This is a genomic window from Haloplanus sp. GCM10025708 (assembly GCF_042663985.1).
Taxonomy (GTDB): Archaea; Halobacteriota; Halobacteria; order Halobacteriales; family Haloferacaceae; genus Salinirarus; species Salinirarus marinus.
In genome coordinates this window covers 1255246-1273321 of sequence record NZ_JBHSZA010000011.1, presented here as the reverse complement: position 1 = coordinate 1273321, position 18076 = coordinate 1255246, and the positions used below count along the sequence as shown (strand labels likewise).

Here is an 18076-nt window from a genome sequence, read left to right as displayed (position 1 = left end):
ACGCCGGTAGTTCCTCCTATGCCGATCAAGCCGAAGTACGTCAAGCAGCTCGGGAGTCTCCTCCTGGAGCGCTACCCGCAGGCGTTCAACACGGATTTCGCGACGAACAAGGAGAGCGTCGAGAAACTGACCAACGTCGAATCCAAGGGCGTTCGCAACCGCATCGCGGGCTACATCACGCGCAAGAAAGCCGGCGCAGCGGCCCAGGCGTAACCCGCTTCGGTTTCTGACGCACTTCGACCGGTGAGCGGAGCGTATCGTACTTCGAGCGTCTGCTGTCGGCGTCGGTCGGAGCCTTCGGGGACGGCACATCGACGCGGAAGGTACGCTCCTACGTACCGCCATAGCCGGCCAGTGAGTTATTGGCCCAGGTCTGAACTACGGGTGCCATGCCCGAAACCATGCAGGCAGTCGTCGTCGACGAACCGGGGGCGGACTTTCAGGTGGTCGAGCGCGACGTTCCCGAACCCGGCCCGGACGAGGTTCGGGTCGCCATCGAGGCCTGCGGTGTCTGTCACGGCGACGCCAACGTGAAGGAGGAACGCATCCAAGCGTCTCCTATCCGCGGATTCCGGGCCACGAAATCGCCGGCCGGGTCGACGCCGTCGGCGACGACGTCGAGCGGTGGACGCCCGGTGACCGCGTCGGCGTCGGCTACCACGGCGGACACTGTTTCATCTGCGAACCCTGCCAGCGGGGAAACTTCCGCCAGTGTGAGAACGGCGACATCACGGGGCTGACCTTCGACGGGGGTTACGCCGAGTACGCCACCGTCCCCGCCGAGGCCGTCGTCGCCGTCCCCGACGACCTCGACTCCGTCGACGCCGCGCCCTTGCTCTGTGCCGGTGTGACGACCTACAACGCCCTCCGGAACAGTCACGCCGACCCCGGTGATCTCGTGGCCGTCCAGGGGATCGGCGGTCTGGGTCACCTCGGTATCCAGTACGCCCACGCCGCCGGCTTCGAGACAGTCGCGCTCTCGCGGAGTTCCGACAAGGAGGATTTGGCGCTCGAGTTGGGTGCCGACCACTTCGTGAACACCGCCGAGACGGACCCGACCGAGCGGTTGCGGGCACTGGGCGGCGCGGACGTGGTGCTGGCCACCGCGCCCGTCAGCGACGCCATCGAGTCCGTCGTCGGCGGCCTCGGAATCGACGGCCGAGCGGTCGTCATCGGCGTCCCCGGCGAGCAGATAGCCGTCGACGGACGGAAGTTGGTCGGGTCCCGAGCCGGCGTCGAAGGGTGGGCGTCAGGCCACGCTCGCGACTCTCAGGATGCCCTGGCGTTCAGTGCGCTGCGAGAAATCACACCCGAGATAGAGACGTACCCGCTGGAGGAAGTCGCGGCCGCCTACGAGCGGATGATGGAGAACGAGGCCCGGTTCCGAGTCGTTCTGGAACTCTGAGTAGCACGGGACGCGTTTTCTCTCTCGCTCGTTCGTGTCGTCACCGTCGTCCGTCGACGGCGACCAGCCGACGAGGGCGTAACGCGAGCTAAAACCGATCCGTCCGCCCGGCCGCCGCCCACGCGTCCGTCGGCGCACCCTCCGGGATGCGGATAGACCGACCCTGTAACGACTCCATCCGACCGGCGAAGGACCACCGCTCGCCGTCCCACGTCTCCCCCTCATCCGCCCCTTCGGCGGCGACAGCGGCGGCCCGTCGGTCGCGCAGGTGTGCACCCACGGCGGCAGCGATGGCGGCCGCCTCCGCGTCGTCGGCGTCGTCCGGTACGTCGAGTGCGTCGAGGAGGCTCATATCGGGATGTTCCCGTGTTTCTTCTCGGGGTACTCCTTGCGCTTGCTCTCGAGCATCTCGAGGTCCTCGACGAGTCGCTCGCGCGTCTCCGGCGGCCGGATGACGTCGTCGACGTAGCCGTAGTCGGCCGCCGTGTAGGGGTTGGCGAACTCCTCGCGGTACTCCTCGATGAGTTCGTCCCGTCGGGCCTCGGTGTCGTCGGCGGCGTCGAGTTCGTCGCTGTAGAGGATGTTGACGGCACCCTGGGGACCCATGACGGCGATCTCGGCCGTCGGCCACGCGTAGTTGACGTCCGCGCCGAGATGTTTCGACGACATGACGCAGTAGGCCCCGCCGTAGGCCTTGCGCGTGATGACCGTCAGGAGGGGAACGGTGGCCTCGGAGAAGGCGTACAGGAGTTTCGCCCCGTGGCGGATGATGCCGCCGTGTTCCTGGTCGGTGCCGGGCATGAACCCCGGCACGTCGACGAAGGTGAGGATGGGGACGTTGAAGGCGTCACAGAAGCGGACGAACCGCGAGGCCTTCTGGGAGGCCTCGATGTCGAGGGTGCCGGCGTTGACCCTGGGCTGGTTGGCGACGACGCCGACCGAGCGGCCGTCGAGGCGGGAGAAGCCGACGACGACGTTCTTCGCGAAGTTCTCGTGCACCTCGAAAAAGGAGCCCTCGTCGACGACGCCCTCGATGACGTTCGTCATGTCGTAGGGTTTCTGTGGTTCGTCGGGGACGACGGTGTTGAGGTCCTCGTCGGCGCGTTCCGGGTCGTCCCAGGGATCGACGCGCGGCGGGTCCTCGACGTTGTTCTGCGGGAGATACGAGAGGAGGCGGGCGATCTTGTCGAGGGCTTCCTCTTCGGTGTCGGTGGCGAAGTGGGCGACGCCGCTGGTCCCGCTGTGGGTGAGCGCGCCGCCGAGTTCCTCGAAGGAGACCTCCTCCCCGGTGACCGTCTCGACGACGTCCGGGCCGGTGATGAACATGTGGCTGGTGTCTTTCACCATGAAGGTGAAGTCGGTGATCGCCGGCGAGTAGACCGCGCCGCCCGCACAGGGACCCATGATGGAGGAGATCTGCGGGACGACGCCGCTGGCTTCCGTGTTTCGCCGGAAGATCTCGGCGTAGCCGGCGAGGCTCTGGACGCCCTCTTGGATCCGCGCGCCGGCGGAGTCGTTGAGGCCGACGACGGGCGCGCCGACTTCCATCGCCTTGTCCATCACCTTACAGACCTTCTCGGCCATCACTTCGCCGAGCGATCCGCCGAAGACGGTGAAGTCGTGGGCGAAGACGAACACCGTCCGTCCGTTGACTTCGCCGTACCCCGTGACGACGCCGTCGCCGGGCAGTTGCTTCTCCTCCATCCCGAACTTGTGTGTGCGGTGGGTTCGGAACTGGTCGAACTCGTTGAACGTGTCGTCGTCGAGGAAGTAGTCGACGCGCTCTCGCGCGGTCATCTTCCCGCGGTCGTGCTGGGCCTCGATGCGCTCCTCCCCGCCGCCTTTCAGCGCGCGTTCGCGCTTCCGCTCGAGTTCCTCGATGCGGTCTTCCATCGTCATACCTGACCACTACTCATAACCGAGAACACGCACGACGCGAATCAAAAGGATTCCGCAACGGCGGCCGGGAACGGCTCACACGACCGACTCGGGGCGACGGAGGCCGAGGAAAGCGATCGCCGCGAGGACGACGGCGACGCCGGCGGTGGGCCAGAAGCCGACGCGGGCGTCGACGCCGACGGTCGTGAGCAGGGTAAAAACGAGGAACGTGGGGATGAGAACGCCGACGGCGAGCAGCCACGGCGTCCCGAGGGCGTTCGCCAGGCCGCCGGCCCCCGCCCGGTACTCGACGAGCGCCTCGCGGCCCAGCACCCACCCGGTGAACAGGAGAAACGCGGTCAGTCCGGCGGTGAGAAGCAGGTCGACGAGGATGCCGGCGACGACGTCGAAGGCGGGTGGCACGAGCGCGGTCACGGTGCCCGTCAGGGCGACCACGCCGACCAGACCGGTCACGGCGGACCGGCGCGAGAGGCCGAACTCGTCGACGAGGAAGGCGACGGGGATCTCCAGCATGCTGATGGAACTCGAAAGGGCCGCGAGCGCGACGACGCCGAAGAAGACGACGGCCAGCATCCCGCCGCCGGGCAGGCGGGCGAACGCGCCGGCGATGCCGACGAACAACGCGCCCGGACCGCCGGTGCCGGGGTCGATGCCCTGCGAGAACAGGAGGGGAAAGACGACCAGTCCCGCGAGGACGCCGACGGCGGTGTTACAGACCGCGATGACGGTGCCGTCGAAGGCGAGCGAACGGTCCTCGCCGAGATAGGAGGCGTAGGTGACCATCGTCCCCGCCCCGAGCGAGAGGGTGAACAGCGCCTGCCCGGCGGCGGGCGCGAGGACGGCAAAGAAGTTCGATCGGAGCGTCGCCAGGTCGAACGAGAGGAAGAACTCGTAGCCGGCGGCGGCGTTCGGCTGGGTTCCGGCCCACGCCGCGAGACCGACGAGGAGCGCGACGACGGCGGGCATCATCACCTTCGTCCCGAGTTCGATGCCGCGGCGGACGCCGCCGCCGACGAGGGCGGCCGTCGAGAGCAGAAAGACCAGGTGGAAGGCGGCGGCTTCGGGGCCGTACGCGACGGCGTCGAAGTACGCACCCGGCGCGTCGAAGTAGGGCGCGCGGGAGTACGCACCCGGCGCGTCGAAGTAGGGCGCGCTCCCGAGGAGTCCGGCGACGCTGACGGCGAAGTAGCGGAGGATCCACCCGCCGACGACGCTGTAGAAAGAGAGGAGGGCGACGGCGGTGACGACGGAGAGCGCGCCGACGTAGCCCCACCGCTTCGACCCCGAGAGCGAGCGGAGCGCGCCGGCGGGGTTTCGCTTGGCCCGTCGTCCGATGACGAACTCGCCGAGAAGCCCCGGGACGCCGACGGCCAACACGACGAGCAGGTAGACGACGAGGAAGGCACCGCCGCCGTTCTCCGCCGTCATCCAGGGGAAGCGCCAGATGTTGCCGAGCCCGACCGCGCTGCCGACGGCCGCGAGGATGAAGCCGACGCGGGTCGCCCACGTCTCACGTGCCATTGCCCGAGACTGGGGAACGGCGCTAAAGTGGGTTTCGAGTCTCGAGGCGTCAGCTACGGAGCATAACGGTCGGTAGGGAAACTCCGACGTCCGCGGACGGGCTCCGCGTTAGACGATCGGACTCGCCAGCAGACCGGCGTTCACCGCGAGCGTCTGGATGCCGAGCAGGAGCGTCACCAGCACGGCGAGCGGGACGACGGTACGGACGACCCAGAGCCAGGCGAGGCCGAACGTGCTCCCGATGTCGGTCCCGCGGCGGAGTTCGTCGACGGCGTCGTACGTGTCGACCCAGCCGACGAACAGCAGGAGGAGGAGGACCGAGAGGGGGAGCAGGAGGTTGTACGCGACGGAGTTGTACCAGCCGAGCGTCGAGAGGCCGAAGGCGCTGGGGAGGCCGAGCAGGAAGATGCCCGTCCCCAGACCGACGGCGAGTTTCGGACGCGAGAAACGCGTGTTGTCGACGAGATACGACGTGACGACTTCGAGGAGGGAAATCGCGCTCGACAGCGCCGCCAGGAGCAAGACGACGAAGAAGACGACGCCGAGCACGCGGCCGGCCGGCAACTGCGCGAACGCGCCCGCGAGGGTGATGAAGGCCGCACCCAGTCCACCGGATCCGGGTTCGACGCCGAGGGCGAAGAGGATGGGGAAGACGACGAAGCCCGCGAGGAGGCCGACGAGGGTGTTGAGGACGACGATCGTCGCCCCGTCGGCCGGCAGGCTGTCGTCCTCGCCGAGGTAGGAAGCGTAGGTGACCATCGCCCCCATCCCGAGCGAGAGGGTGAAGAAGGCTTGACCGACGGCGGCGGGGAGGATGGTGCCGATGTTCGAGACGAGCGCGTCGACGTCGGGCGAGAGGTAGTAGTCGTAGCCCGCGGCCGCGCCCTCGAGCGTCCCCGCCCAGACGCCGAGGCCGAGCAGGAGGACGACGATGCTCGGCACCATGAATTTGGTCGCGCGCTCGATCCCGCCGGCGACGCCGAGGGCGACGATGCCGACGGTCACCGCCATGAAGGCGGCGTGGAGGACGACTGCTTCGGGTCCGGCGGCGACGGCGTTGAAGTACGCCTCGGCCCGGCCGAAGTACGCGCCCGTGGCGCTGCCGGCGATGTACCGGATGACCCAGCCGCCGACGACGCTGTAGAACGCGAGGATCCAGAACGCCGTCGCCGTGCCGATGATGCCGACGACCTTCCAGTCGCCGTGGCCGAGGCGTTCGAACGCGTCGATGGGGTTTCGTTCCGCCCGACGACCGACGACGAACTCGACCAGCATCGCGGGGAAGCCGATGAGCAACACTGCCAGCAGGTAGACGACGATGAACGCCGCGCCGCCGTTCTGTCCGGTCTGGAACGGGAACTGCCAGATGTTACCGAGGCCGACGGCGCTGCCGACGGCCGCGAGGATGAAGCCGACTCGTGACGCCCACGTCTCTCGTTCGGTCATCGTATTCGCCCTATCGGGACCTCGAAAGTGAGACTTGCGGTACGAGCAGCCGTGATATCCATGGACGACTCACTGTGTGGGGCGTCGCCCGAAACGGCTAAAAACGGCCCCCTAACCGCCGTTCAGGCCTCGCCGTAGACGGGGACGGCGGCACCGCTCGTCACCCCGGCCGCGTCCGAACAGAGGAAGGCGACGACGCGGGCGATGTCCGCCGGGTCGACCCACGACGAGTGGTCGGCGTCGGGCATCATCTCGCGGTTCGCCGGCGTGTCGATGACGCTCGGCATCACGGCGTTGGCTCGCACCGTCCCGAGGTTCTCCTCGGCGATGGTTTCGGTCAGGAGCCGTACGCCGGCCTTGGCGGCGCGATACGGGCCGTCGCCCGCGCCGCCTTCGAGCGACGACCGGGCGGAGACGGAGACGACGCTCCCCGCCGTCTCGCGGAGGTGCGGGAGAGCGTGTTTCGACGCCAGGAACATCGTCTTGAGGTTCACGTCGAACAGCAGATCGAACGTCTCGACGTCGGTCTCGTCGAGCGGGGCTCCGCCGCGCCACGTCCCCGCGACGTTCACCAGGAAGTCGAGGCGACCGTGGTCGGCGACTACCTCCTCGACGACGCGTTCGGCGTCGGCTTCGTCGGTGAAGTCGCCCTCGTAGAAGGGGACGGACGAGTCGAGGTGTGGCGAATCGGCTGGCAGGACGACGTCCGTCGCGGCGACGGTCGCGTTCGCGTCGGCGAACGTTTCGACGACGGCGCTGCCGAGGACGCCGCTCCCACCGGTGACCAGTGCGACGCGATCCGAGAAGTCGAAGCTGACCGACATGGACTGGTGTACGTCACCGAGTGCCAATAAACGTCGTCCCGTAGCGTTCCCTCGGCGTCGCGCTCCCGTTCGGTGTCAGTGACGGGCGGCCCGCGTTCGGCGCACCGGAGCGCGCGACGACAGCGAACGGAACGAGCGCGAACAGGAGAAACGGCGGGCCGGCCCGCTGGCTGAAAAACAGGCTGAGGACGACCCCGAGAAGCGTCGAACAGGGGACGGGGAGTGCGTCGATGCGACGGCGGCGAGCAGGGGTCACGTCGTCGTACGCGCGGGAGTCGTGAAATCGCCGGCCGGAGTTGGCCGCGATCCGAGGCTCCCGGCTCAGGGCGTGATGACGAGTTTACCGAGGAAGCTCTCGTTCATCACGTCGCGCTGGGCGTCGACCGCCTCGTCGAGGCCGTAGGTGTCGGCGACTTCGATCTCGACGTCGCTCTCGCCGAGCAGGTACGCGAGTTTCCGGAGGGGCACCGACAGATCGGGAGTGTTGAACATGCTCATGAACTGGACGGCGAGGTCCTTGCCGCGGGCGACGCCGTCGTTGGTGAGGGCGACGTGGGGGTCGTTCTCGCCAATGCCGACGACGCGGGCGCGCGGGGCGGCCACGTCGGCGTCGAACTGGAAGTAGTCGTCGAGGCGGTGATCGAGGACGACGTCGACGCCGCCGTCGCTGGCGTCCGTGACGGCGTCTTCGAGGTCGTCGCGCCCGTAGTCGAGGACGGCGTCGGCACCCAGCCCCGACAGACGGTCGTGGTACGCCGGAGCGGCCGTCGTGACGACGTGTGCGCCCGTCGCGGCGGCGAGCTGGACGGCGGCGTGACCGACGCCCCCGCTCCCGCCGTGAATCAGAACGCGGTCGCTCGGTTCGAGGTCGGCGTGGTCGACGAGCGCGCGCCAGGCCGTGACGGCGGCGACGCCCGCTCCGCCCGCGGCGACGAGGTCGACGCTCTCGGGGAGGTGAGCGAGGCGGTCCGTGGGGACGGCGACGTACTCCGCGTACGCGCCGTAGTGGTCGCGGCCGAGCCCCGTGCCGTACACCCGGTCGCCCACGTCGTAGTCGTCGACGGCCTCGCCGACTTCGACGACGTCGCCGGCCACGTCGACGCCGGGAATCATCGGGAGCGTGAACGGGGTGTACGACCCGTCGCGGAAGTACGTGTCCACGGGGTTGACGCCCGCGCTGTGGACTTCGACCACGACCTCGTGTTCCGCCGCCTCCGGCCTGTCGACGTCTTCTACTCGCAGGACCTCCGGACCGCCGTGTTCGTGATGTCGGACTGCGCGCATAGCGGACGTACGCGGGAGCCGCCGATAAAAGTGGTCGGTCAGAAGCGAGTAAGACGACGTCGTCTCCCACGAACCGACGGCTCTCGCTCGCACGGATAGAATCACCAGAAAAACAGCTATTCGGTAGTTCTATTTATTATACTATATTTTGTGACGTCGCTCCGAATCCAGCGACGTCCTGAAGCCGTGCTGGACGTGATCGTCCCGGGCGGACGATCGTCTACCGGCGGCTTCTGCCGCACATCTGCGGATTCAACATCTCAAAACCGGAACTCACCCCGTCGGGGACGGCGGTAGCAGTCGTGGAGAGCGGACCTCGACGACAGCGCGGTCGATTCCGCTCAGCGCCGTGAACGAAACTACTTGCCGGCGACAAGAGGGCGATTTCACGCCGCGTAGCGCGGGGGAAACGACGTCTGGACGTTGCTCGGCGTCGCGGAACCTATTGAGATCGGAGAACGCTGCTATCGACATATCAAATGTGGATGCGATATATTGAAAGTATGTATCGGTAGTAACACATACAAGAGATGTCGTCGCGTCCTCGCTTTCGAACGACGCCCCTCGTTCGCGGATGCGAACTGCAGTTCCCGACGAAGCAGGTCGGTTATTCTACTGCTGGATTCACGCTTCACCTCTCGAACCGATCTGCGGCGGCGTGGAAACGGCCGACGGCGGCGTGATTGCAGCAGGGCAGGGGAAAATATAAATGCTGATTCGATACATGTCGAGACGGGATGGCCAAGATTACGGGCATCAGCGCGGAGGAAATCGTCGACTGTCGGCAGAGCCGACGTTACGAGTAACGGTCGAAACGGAGTCGGGCACCGGCCGAGCGGACGTCCCGTGTGGACGCTCACGCGGGGAAAACGAGGCGGTCGATCTCAGAGACGGCGGGGAACGGTACGCTGGTCTCGGCGTGAGAGACGCCGTGAGTAACGTCAACGACACCATCGCTCCGGCCCTCGTCGGGCAGAACGCGCTACACCAGCGGACGATCGACGAGGAGTTACGCTCGTTGGACGGCACGGAGGACAAATCGAGATTGGGCGGAAACGCGCTCACGGGGGTGTCTCTGGGCGTCCTCAAGGCCGCTGCCGCGAGTCGAAACGTCCCCCTCTATCAGTATATCGGCGGCGTCAACGCCCACGCGCTTCCGATTCCGTTTTTCGATCTCATCGAGGGCGGAGAGCTCGCGGCGGGCAATCTGGCGTTCCAGGAACACCAGGTCGTCCCGGTCGGCGTGGATTCGTTCGCCGAAGCCGTACGAACGAGCGCAGAGGTGTATTACGAACTCGGGCGTCTCCTGAAAGAGGAGTACGGAGAATCCGCACTAAACGTCGGCTACGAAGGCGGATATACGCCGACGGAGATGTCCGATCCCCGGGACGCGTTCGAGATCGAACTGAGAGCTATCGAAGAGCTCGGATACGAAGACGAGTTCGTATTGGCGGCCGACGTAGCGGCGAGCCATTTCTACGACCCGACCGAGGAGACGTACTCTTTGATGGGAGAACGGTTCTCTCGGGGAGAACTGATCGACTTTTACGACGAACTCACTTCGACGTATCCGATCGCGTCGTTGGAAGACCCCTTACACGAGGAGGATTTCGGCGGCTTCCGGGCGTTGACGGAGGAACTGGACGTCCAGATTATCGGCGACGACCTGTTCGTCTCGAACCCGTCCCGCCTGCGAGAAGGTATCGACGACGGTGCCGCCAACGCGTTGTTGCTGAAGGTGAATCAGGTGGGTACCGTGAGCGAAGCCATCGACGCCGCTTCGATCGCTCATCGAAACGGCTACGCGGTACAGGTCTCGGAGCGGTCGGGGCAGACGGCCGATACTTGGCTCGCCGACCTTGCATTCGGATTGAACGCGGGACAGATAAAAACTGGCGTCACCCGGAGCGAGAGGACGGAGCAGTACAATCGGCTCTTTGCGATCGAACGCGAGCAGATGCCGCCGCCTATCCGAAGAATCTCGCGTCGGTCTTCGCGTAGTCGAGGGATTCTCATGTTCGAAAACGAAACTCGGCTGACCGACCACGGCAACGAATCCATCAGAGAACCGCTGCTGACCGTCTGTGAGTACGCACTCCGTCGCGTGCATCCGTCCGTCTCCGTCGAGAACGCCGTTAGCTCGGTCGACGGGACGCTCTCCGTGGACGGGGTCGAATACGATCTGGACGCTGTCGACGACGTCTACGTTATCGCCGCTGGAAAGGGATCCAGTGCCGCCGCCGAGACGCTCCAGCGAATACTGGGAGACGATCTGACGGCGGGGATAGTCGTCGAAAAACACGGGCAGAAACGCGACGTTAGTGGCGTCGAAGTGCTCGAAGCGAGTCATCCGATTCCTGACGAGACGGGGAGCGACGCCGCGAGGAAAGTCACGGCGCTCGCCGACGAGGCTGGCGAAAATGACGTCGTATTCGCGTGTATCACCGGAGGTGCCTCCGCCCAACTCGTGAGCCCACCCGAAGGGGTTACCGTCGACGAGTTGGCGACTCTCACTCGACTCCTCCTCAACGCCGGTGTGAGAATCGACGAGGTGAACGCCGTCCGGAAACACGTCTCCGACATCAAAGGCGGGCAACTCCGTGAAAGTATCGAGCCGGCGACTCCGATAACGCTGGTACTCGTCGACGAGGTCGCCGGCGAACCCTGGGGACCGACGGCACCCGACGAAACCACGTACCACGACGCGATACGCGTGCTGCGACGGCACGACCTGTGGGAAGAGACCCCCGATCGATTCGAACCCATCTCCGAAGAGGAGCGAACGGGGAAATACCGGAGACGCCGTCCGAAATCCGCCAGGAGACGGGACGGACTGTCGTGCTCGCGGATGCGACCGACGTCTGTGAAGCGGCCTGTGGGAAAGCGCGCGAACTGGGATACAATTCGACGATCCTATCCAGTGTCATCGAAGGCGAGAGCCAGGACGTCGGCATCGTCCTCGCGTCCATCGGAAAAGAGATCAGCCGGTCCGACCGGCCGATAGAGACCCCGTGCATACTCGTGTCGGGTGGAGAGACGACAGTGAGTCTCGACGACGACGGAGGACGTGGCGGACCGAACCAGGAACTCGCCGTCCGAGTTGCAACAGAAATCGACCGAATAACCGACGTCGGGTTGCTCGCGATTGGGACGGACGGAACGGACGGACCGACGGACATTGCCGGTGGCCTCGTAGACGATCGGACGGCGGGTCGCGCCCGCGAGCAGAACGTCGACCTCTTCGATCACCTCGCTCGTCACGATACCTCACCCGCCTTAGAGTCCCTGAGCGACGCGGTGTACACCGGCGCAACCGGAACGAACGTGATGGACCTCCGACTCCTCATCGTGGAGTAGCGGAACTCGGGGACGTTCTCGCGCGCTCGAAGAAACGCTTCACGAGCGCGAAAGCGATGGATGCGGGAGACATTTTGACCGCCCTCTCACTACCTTTCGGGACGTGGCACCGACCCTCCGAGCGTTTTCGACTCTCGTTTCGATCCGAAAAGAAGAATATATTGCATATAAATATTTCGACATGAATAGGGTATAAAATTTCACTGATATTCTCCGCAAAATATCATTCGGGCAAAGTGAATGGCCATCGACGCATCCACGTACTCGCCGAGTACTTTCCAGTTCGCCTCCGTCTCGTATCCGATCCCGGTCAGTTCCGGTACTACTAACTCGGGTTCCTGACGAAATACTGGACAGCAACAAATGAAACTCCACGAGTACCAGGCCAAGGACGTCTTCGCCGACGCCGGGATTCCCGTGCCGGAATCCCGCCTGGCGACGACCGTCGACGAAGTGCTCGACGCAGTCGAGGAAGTCGGCTTCCCGGCAGCCATCAAGGCACAGGTCCACGTCGGCGGCCGCGGCAAGGCCGGCGGCATCAAGATCGCGACCGACGAGGAGGAGGCCCGCGAGTACGCCGACGACATCCTCGGGATGGACCTCAAGGGCTTCACCGTCGACAAGGTCCTCGTCGAGGCGGGCGTGGACTTCGTCGACGAACTCTACGTCGGCGTGACGATGGACCGCGGCGAGGGCGAACCCGTCGCGATGGTGTCCGAGCAAGGCGGCGTCGACATCGAAGCGGTCGCGGAGCGAGATCCCGACGCCATCGCTCGCGAACACGTCGACCCGGCGTTCGGGATGCACCCCTACCAGGCGCGCAAGGCCGTCTACGACGCGGGCATCGACCGCGACGTGGCGGGCGACGTCGCCTCCGTGCTGACGACGCTGTACGACCTGTGGGAGGAAAAAGACGCCAGCGACGTCGAAATCAACCCCCTGATGGTGACGGCCGAGGGCGAGATCGTCGCCGCCGACGCCGTGATGAACGTCGACGACGACGCCCTCTTCCGGCACCCCGACCTCACCGAACTCCGCGAGGAGACCTACGAGGACGAACTCGAACGCAAGGCGGGCGAGTACGGCTTCGATTACGTGCGCCTCTCGGGCAACGTCGGCATCATCGGTAACGGGGCCGGCCTCGTGATGACGACGCTGGACCTCGTGGATTACTACGGCGGGTCGCCCGCGAACTTCCTCGACATCGGCGGCGGCGCGAAGGCCGAGCGCGTGACCAACGCCCTCGATATGGTGTTCTCGGACGAGAACGTCGACGCCGTCGTCTTCAACATCTTCGGCGGCATCACCCGCGGCGACGAGGTGGCGAAAGGCATCAACGAGGCGCTCGAACAGTTCGACGAGATTCCGAAACCGGTCGTCGTCCGACTCGCCGGGACCAACGCAGGAGAAGGCATGGAGATCCTGAACACGGACCTCGTGGAGGTCGAATCGACGCTCGAAGACGCGGTGCAGCGTGCGGTCGCCCGCGCCGAGGAGGTGGCAACATGAGCGTTCTGGTCGGCGACGACACCCGCGTCGTCGTGCAGGGAATCACCGGCGGCGAGGGGGCTTCCACGCTGAACAGATGATCGAGTACGGGACGAACGTCGTCGCCGGCGCGGTGCCCGGCAAAGGTGGCCAGGAGGTCCACGGCGTCCCCGTCTACGACACCGTCCACGAAGCGGCCCGGAGAGAGGACGCGGACGCCTCCGTCGTCTTCGTCCCGCCGGCGTTCGCGGCCGACGCCATGTTCGAGGCGCTCGACTCCCCGATCGACCTCGTGGTGGCCATCACCGAGGGCGTCCCCACGCAGGACATGGCGAAGGTGAAAAAGCGCCTCAGCGAGGTGGACACCCGCCTCATCGGGCCGAACTGCCCCGGAATCATCACCCCCGGCGAGGCCAAACTCGGTATCCTCCCCGGCAACATCTTCTCGTCGGGGAACGTCGGCCTCGTCTCTCGGTCCGGCACGCTCACCTACCAGGTGGTCGACAACCTCACCAGTCGCGGCATCGGACAGACGACGGCCATCGGCATCGGCGGCGACCCCATCATCGGCACGACGTTCGTCGACGCCCTCGAACTGTTCGAGGCTGACGAGGAGACGGAGGCCATCGTCATGTGCGGCGAAATCGGAGGCGAAGACGAGGAGGAAGCGGCGAACTACATCGCGCAGTACATGGATACGCCCGTCGCCGGGTTCATCGCGGGGCGGACGGCTCCCCCGGGCAAGCGCATGGGCCACGCCGGCGCTATCGTCTCCGGATCCGGCACCGGCACCGCCGAATCGAAGATCGACGCGCTCAACGACGCCGGCGTCCCCGTGGGCGACACGCCCGAGCAAGTCACCGACTACGTCGAGGAGTATCTGTGACGGCGGCGGAGACCCGAACGCGGACCGCCGGGCGTTCGAATCGCTGACGGACTGCCGTTGTGGACGCCACCGGCGCTCGTACGACATCTACGTCGCCGAGCGCGATCGGTCGGCCGCGAAGGCGTTGTCGCGTCGGGTTCGTTCTCGGGGCAGACCGTTACGGCTCTGCGGCGTCGAGCGGGCCGGTGCGCGTCGACTTGTAGCCCAGCAGCGTCGAGTGGCCGTCGTCGGACATCAACACGGGCCAGAACTCCCGGTCGGCGCGCAACTCCCGGTCGCCCGACTCGGCGAACACCTCTCCCTCGGGGATGCGCTCGAAGTTCTCGCCGTGGAAGCGATACGGCCGGCCGCGCTCCTTCTCGACGGCCTCGAACACCTCGTACCGCGCGGTGCTGGTCGAGGGAGCGGTCCCCGGGAGGACGTCCAGCGCCCGGAGGAAGCGGACGATGCAGTCGTAGGCGTTCTCGGCGGCCTGTTCGGTGCGTTGGAGGCCGGCCTCGACGTCGACGAACCCCGGGAGTTCCACGCACCGCCCGTCGGCGACGGCGGAGAAGTCGACGACTTTCGAGACGGGGAGCCGCGAGACCAGTTCGTGGTCGTTCGCCGTCGCGTTCGCGACGTTGGCGAACGCCTCCGGGTACGACACGGTCGAGTGGATGCCCAGGGCGGTACAGCCCTCGATTTCCTGCATGAGTTCGTGGGCGAGTCGCTCCTCGTAGAGCGTGCTCTCGGGGTCGCCCGGAATCGCCCGATTGAGATCCGTCTCGACGTAGCGGACGTCCTTGCGGAGCGCTCGCTCGTTCGCGATGATCAGTTTCGCCGGTCGACGGACGTCGTGGTCGTCGGCGAGAAAGCGCTGTATCGCACGTGCGCCGCAGGGTTCGTCCCCGTGGAGTGCACCGACGACGGCGACGTCCGGCGTGCCCGTCCCGACCGTTTCGACCTGCATGGACGACTCTCCGGGTGGGAGGCCCGAAAACCTGTCGCGACGGACCGCCGTCGTCACCGAGCCGTCGGATCACGCCTCGGCCGGCGGGTGGCGCGTCAGCGACAGCGTCTCGGGATCAAGCGTGTAGTACGCCTCCCAGACGGGAGCGAGACAGACGACGTGCGTCTCGCCGAAGGTGCTCTCGGCGTGTTCGTGGTGGTGGCCGACGAGACAGAGGTCCGGCGTGAGTTCTTCGAGGATGCGGTCGACGTGCGTACAGCCGACGTCGTAGTCCTCGCTGACCAGGAGGCCGTGGGGCGCTTCGTGGGTGAGAAAGACATCCACCCCCGAGAGGTCGAGCGCGCGCTCGACGTCCTCGTGGGTGAAGTGGCGGCGACGGCCGCCCGAGAGGTCCGCCCGGTCGCAGTCGTACCGTGTAGGCGAGTAGTTTCCCGAGAGACCGGCGACCCGGAGGCCGGCGAGTTCGACGGCGTCGGAGGCGAGGAGGTGGGCGTTCGTCGTTTCCGGCGTCGACTCGCCGTGTCGAAGCGCCTCGATGACGTCCTGGTCTTCGTTGTTGCCGGCGACGAACCACGTCGACGTCGGCAGGTCGTACCATTCGAGGTCCCCGACCTGGAGGGCGACGTCCGCGTCGGATTCGCGGTAGGTGGCGCGCAACGCCCGGCGGTGGGCCCGGTCCGAGCCGTGGGCGTCGCCCAGCACCAGCACCATATCCCGACTGCGGCCCGCCGACGGAAAAGCTGGTATCCGGCGGGGCCGGCGGCACTCACTGGTACATGCTCGGCGACGGCGGCTGCTGACCCTGCGACTGCTGTTGCTGTTTGAGCTGCTGGGCGATCTGCTGTTTCTGCTGGCGGATGCGGTCGGCCTGTTCGACCAGCTCGCTCGTGTCGACGTCGAAGTGGACCAGCGGTTCGAGCGCTTCCTCGATGAGCGTCCGGGCCGCGCCCGGGTCCGGGAGATACGGCGTCGCCCGGACGACCAGTACGGCGGCGGGGACGTCGGCGTGGTAACACTCCGAGACCAGCGCGCCGGTGACGCCGCCGAGCAAGCCGGGGCCGTCGGCGAGTTCGATGCCGGCGTCCTGAAGTTGGGATTCGACCGCTTCCGTCGTCGCGACGCCGGAGATGTCGCCGCGCTGGTCCTCGTTCTCGGCGGGAACGCCGGCGAGGAAGACGGCCCGGTCGAACACGTCGGTCAGGTCGTCGAGGATGCACTGCGAGAGCGAATCGAACGCGTTCGGGGGAACCGGGAGGTCGCTCTGGAGCGTCATGACCGTCGGTTCGGCACCTGCGTTCACGCGAACCAGGTCGTGGACGCGGCCGTTCTCGAACGTCGTGATCGGCGGGAGGTCTTCCGAGCGAACCACGCCGTAGTTGTCGAGTCCCAACTGCTTGGTTATCTGGTCGGTGGCGATCGACGCGACCATCCCCAGTCCCGGGAAGCCTTCGATTAGCGTGGGTGACTCGAGTGCGAGATCGCTCTGTCGCTCGAACCAAGTGTCGTTCTGCGCCATGGTCTACAGGGACGTACGCCCGCAGGCATTAAGGAATCCCCGCCTTCCCGTCGAGTGACGATCGGGACGCGACCGTTCGATCCCGGGCGACCGACGGAACGGACGTCGGCGACGGGGCGTCGCCCGACGCTACCGGGAGCGCGCCGGCGGATCGTTTCGCGGTTCGCCGGCCACGCTCAGGTGCGCCGCCGGAATCGACGTGTCGACGGGGACGTCCACGGACGCCCCGAGGGCGGCCGCGGTGAGCGTCGTCGCGAACGCGTCGGCGTCGTCGCCGAGTACCGGCCGCAGGTCGGCGTCCGCGGGTAGGGGTCGCTCGGCGTCGACAGCGCGTCGCACCGCCGCCGCGTCGGCGTCCGCGGGGAGCGACTCGCGCAGGCGGAGCACGCGGAGCCACGTCGCCACGGTCGCGACGAGTATCTCTCGGGCGCGCGCTGCCGGATCGGTCACCGTGGGCACCGTCGAGAGGTAGCGCGCGGCCGCCGTCGCCGAGACGTCGCGCTCGCCCCCGAGCCAGCGACGGATCCGATCGCGCGAGGCGTCGGTTGGGAGCGCGTCGGCGGCGCGGCGACAGAGCGTCCGTTCCTCCGTGGCGACGTCGTGGAAGGCGTTGCCGACGACGACGGCGTCCGCGCCCGCGTCGAGAACGGCGTCGACGCGGGCGGCGGAGTCGAGGCCGCCCCCGTACCAGACGCGGGGCCACGAGACGGCGTCGCTGACGGCGTCGAGGACGGCCGTCGCCTCCTCGCCGCCGAACGTCCCCGAGTATTCGAGGTAGAGTATCTCGCTCCCCAGCCGCCGATCGGCAGCCATGGCGCGCCGCTTGGCCTCTCTCGGGTCGAGGCGGTCCGCCTCGGTGACCCCCGCTTCGCGCGCCGCGGCGCTCTCGGCGTTCTGGATGACGTAGGCCTCGAAGACGGCGTCGCGGAGGAACCACGTCGTGGCGAACTCGGCCAGTCGTTCGCGGACGACGGCCGGCGTCCACCACGGGAGTTTCCGATCCAGCAGGCCGGGGACGAGTTCCTCGCGGACGTGTTCGATCCCGCGTCCGAGGGTCCCGACGAGCGATTCGACGGTGCCGTTCACCACCTCGGGAATGGCGACGAACGCGGCCCGGTCCCGGGTCGTCTCGGTGACGTGTGCGGGGGCGCTCGGTTCGTGGACGGCCGGGACGGGCGTCCAGTCGAGCGCGCCGAACGTCGCCTCGGTGTTCGCGGCGGTGACGTCGCTCGACCCACCGACCGACACGGCGTCCGTGTGGCGGAGGTAGAGCGGGTAGAGCAGCGGCAGGCGTCTGTCGAGCTCCGGGTCGACCTTGGTGACGTGTCGCCACCGCGGCACCGGGTTCGTGTCGACTCGCAGCAGCGTTCGAACGGCCGTCTCGGCCGCCGCGACGGCGCGGCCGAGCGCTCGCGGCGTCGTCCCCGACATGGACGTAGCCTCCCGTCCCGTCGTCTTAACCCCCGCGAATGGAGGGCGAGTATGACAAATTTGAAGCCCG

Annotated in this window: 15 protein-coding genes and 2 pseudogenes; 6 read left to right on the top strand and 11 right to left on the bottom strand. The window is 66.9% G+C overall.

Annotated features, from left to right (window positions below; translation table 11 throughout):
• Positions 1-18 precede the first annotated feature (18 nt).
• Positions 19-213, top strand: coding sequence for a 30S ribosomal protein S17e (locus ACFQJD_RS10110; protein ID WP_379797988.1), 195 nt, complete (start codon positions 19-21; stop codon positions 211-213).
• A gap of 188 nt (positions 214-401) precedes the next feature.
• Positions 402-1405: pseudogene (locus ACFQJD_RS10105) on the top strand (alcohol dehydrogenase).
• Positions 1406-1493: 88 nt separating this feature from the next.
• On the opposite strand, the gene ACFQJD_RS10100 reads toward ACFQJD_RS10105, so the two are convergent.
• From ACFQJD_RS10100 to ACFQJD_RS10070, 7 genes are all read right to left on the bottom strand, one after another.
• Positions 1494-1757: an acc operon protein gene (locus tag ACFQJD_RS10100; RefSeq protein WP_379797986.1), complete on the bottom strand. Its 264-nt coding sequence runs from the start codon at positions 1755-1757 to the stop codon at positions 1494-1496.
• Positions 1754-3298 (bottom strand): acyl-CoA carboxylase subunit beta, encoded by a 1545-nt coding sequence (locus ACFQJD_RS10095; protein WP_379800473.1) that lies wholly within the window; start codon positions 3296-3298, stop codon positions 1754-1756. The genes ACFQJD_RS10100 and ACFQJD_RS10095 overlap by 4 nt, the downstream gene beginning before the upstream one ends.
• An 81-nt stretch (positions 3299-3379) precedes the next feature.
• Positions 3380-4825, bottom strand: coding sequence for a sodium-dependent transporter (locus tag ACFQJD_RS10090; protein WP_379797984.1), 1446 nt, complete (start codon positions 4823-4825; stop codon positions 3380-3382).
• A gap of 108 nt (positions 4826-4933) precedes the next feature.
• On the bottom strand, positions 4934-6271 hold the full coding sequence (locus ACFQJD_RS10085; protein ID WP_379797982.1) for a sodium-dependent transporter: 1338 nt from the start codon (positions 6269-6271) through the stop codon (positions 4934-4936).
• A gap of 122 nt (positions 6272-6393) precedes the next feature.
• Positions 6394-7095, bottom strand: a complete 702-nt coding sequence (locus ACFQJD_RS10080) for an SDR family oxidoreductase (protein WP_379797980.1) — start codon at positions 7093-7095, stop codon at positions 6394-6396.
• Between the two features lie 13 nt (positions 7096-7108).
• Positions 7109-7351, bottom strand: coding sequence for a hypothetical protein (locus ACFQJD_RS10075; protein ID WP_379797978.1), 243 nt, complete (start codon positions 7349-7351; stop codon positions 7109-7111).
• Positions 7352-7416: 65 nt separating this feature from the next.
• Positions 7417-8379, bottom strand: a complete 963-nt coding sequence (locus tag ACFQJD_RS10070) for an NADPH:quinone reductase (protein WP_379797976.1) — start codon at positions 8377-8379, stop codon at positions 7417-7419.
• A 709-nt stretch (positions 8380-9088) separates the two neighbouring features.
• Here ACFQJD_RS10070 and eno point away from each other — a divergent pair.
• The 4 genes and pseudogenes from eno to sucD all read left to right on the top strand — a co-directional run bounded on the left by eno (position 9089) and on the right by sucD (position 14110).
• Positions 9089-11383, top strand: coding sequence for a phosphopyruvate hydratase (gene eno / locus ACFQJD_RS10065; protein ID WP_379797974.1), 2295 nt, complete (start codon positions 9089-9091; stop codon positions 11381-11383).
• 17 nt (positions 11384-11400) lie between these two features.
• Complete coding sequence (locus ACFQJD_RS10060) at positions 11401-11736, top strand: MOFRL family protein (RefSeq protein ID WP_379797972.1); 336 nt, start codon at positions 11401-11403, stop codon at positions 11734-11736.
• Between the two features lie 363 nt (positions 11737-12099).
• Positions 12100-13245, top strand: a complete 1146-nt coding sequence (gene sucC / locus ACFQJD_RS10055) for an ADP-forming succinate--CoA ligase subunit beta (protein WP_379797970.1) — start codon at positions 12100-12102, stop codon at positions 13243-13245.
• Positions 13242-14110, top strand: a pseudogene (sucD, locus tag ACFQJD_RS10050) (succinate--CoA ligase subunit alpha). Before sucC ends, sucD begins: the two are co-directional and overlap by 4 nt.
• Positions 14111-14267: 157 nt before the next feature.
• Here the strand turns inward: sucD and ACFQJD_RS10045 are convergent.
• From ACFQJD_RS10045 to ACFQJD_RS10030, 4 genes are all read right to left on the bottom strand, one after another.
• On the bottom strand, positions 14268-15059 hold the full coding sequence (locus ACFQJD_RS10045) for a succinylglutamate desuccinylase/aspartoacylase domain-containing protein (protein ID WP_379797968.1): 792 nt from the start codon (positions 15057-15059) through the stop codon (positions 14268-14270).
• A 69-nt stretch (positions 15060-15128) separates the two neighbouring features.
• Positions 15129-15767 carry a metallophosphoesterase family protein gene (locus tag ACFQJD_RS10040; RefSeq protein WP_379800471.1) on the bottom strand — a complete coding sequence of 213 codons (639 nt, stop codon included), beginning with the start codon at positions 15765-15767 and terminating at the stop codon, positions 15129-15131.
• 58 nt (positions 15768-15825) lie between these two features.
• Entirely contained in the window at positions 15826-16575 is a 750-nt protein-coding gene (locus ACFQJD_RS10035) for a proteasome assembly chaperone family protein (RefSeq protein WP_379797966.1), read from the bottom strand.
• A 129-nt stretch (positions 16576-16704) separates the two neighbouring features.
• Positions 16705-18006 carry a geranylgeranylglyceryl/heptaprenylglyceryl phosphate synthase gene (locus ACFQJD_RS10030; protein ID WP_379797964.1) on the bottom strand — a complete coding sequence of 434 codons (1302 nt, stop codon included), beginning with the start codon at positions 18004-18006 and terminating at the stop codon, positions 16705-16707.
• Between the last annotated feature and the right edge of the window lie 70 nt (positions 18007-18076).

Coding starts and splice junctions, on each gene's coding strand:
- ACFQJD_RS10110 (WP_379797988.1), top strand. CDS start 19: ATGCCGATCAAGCCGAAGTACGTCAAGCAGCTCGGGAGTCTCCTCCTG.
- ACFQJD_RS10100 (WP_379797986.1), bottom strand. CDS start 1,757: ATGAGCCTCCTCGACGCACTCGACGTACCGGACGACGCCGACGACGCG.
- ACFQJD_RS10095 (WP_379800473.1), bottom strand. CDS start 3,298: ATGGAAGACCGCATCGAGGAACTCGAGCGGAAGCGCGAACGCGCGCTG.
- ACFQJD_RS10090 (WP_379797984.1), bottom strand. CDS start 4,825: ATGGCACGTGAGACGTGGGCGACCCGCGTCGGCTTCATCCTCGCGGCC.
- ACFQJD_RS10085 (WP_379797982.1), bottom strand. CDS start 6,271: ATGACCGAACGAGAGACGTGGGCGTCACGAGTCGGCTTCATCCTCGCG.
- ACFQJD_RS10080 (WP_379797980.1), bottom strand. CDS start 7,095: ATGTCGGTCAGCTTCGACTTCTCGGATCGCGTCGCACTGGTCACCGGT.
- ACFQJD_RS10070 (WP_379797976.1), bottom strand. CDS start 8,379: ATGCGCGCAGTCCGACATCACGAACACGGCGGTCCGGAGGTCCTGCGA.
- eno (WP_379797974.1), top strand. CDS start 9,089: ATGCTGATTCGATACATGTCGAGACGGGATGGCCAAGATTACGGGCAT.
- sucC (WP_379797970.1), top strand. CDS start 12,100: ATGAAACTCCACGAGTACCAGGCCAAGGACGTCTTCGCCGACGCCGGG.
- ACFQJD_RS10045 (WP_379797968.1), bottom strand. CDS start 15,059: ATGCAGGTCGAAACGGTCGGGACGGGCACGCCGGACGTCGCCGTCGTC.
- ACFQJD_RS10035 (WP_379797966.1), bottom strand. CDS start 16,575: ATGGCGCAGAACGACACTTGGTTCGAGCGACAGAGCGATCTCGCACTC.
- ACFQJD_RS10030 (WP_379797964.1), bottom strand. CDS start 18,006: ATGTCGGGGACGACGCCGCGAGCGCTCGGCCGCGCCGTCGCGGCGGCC.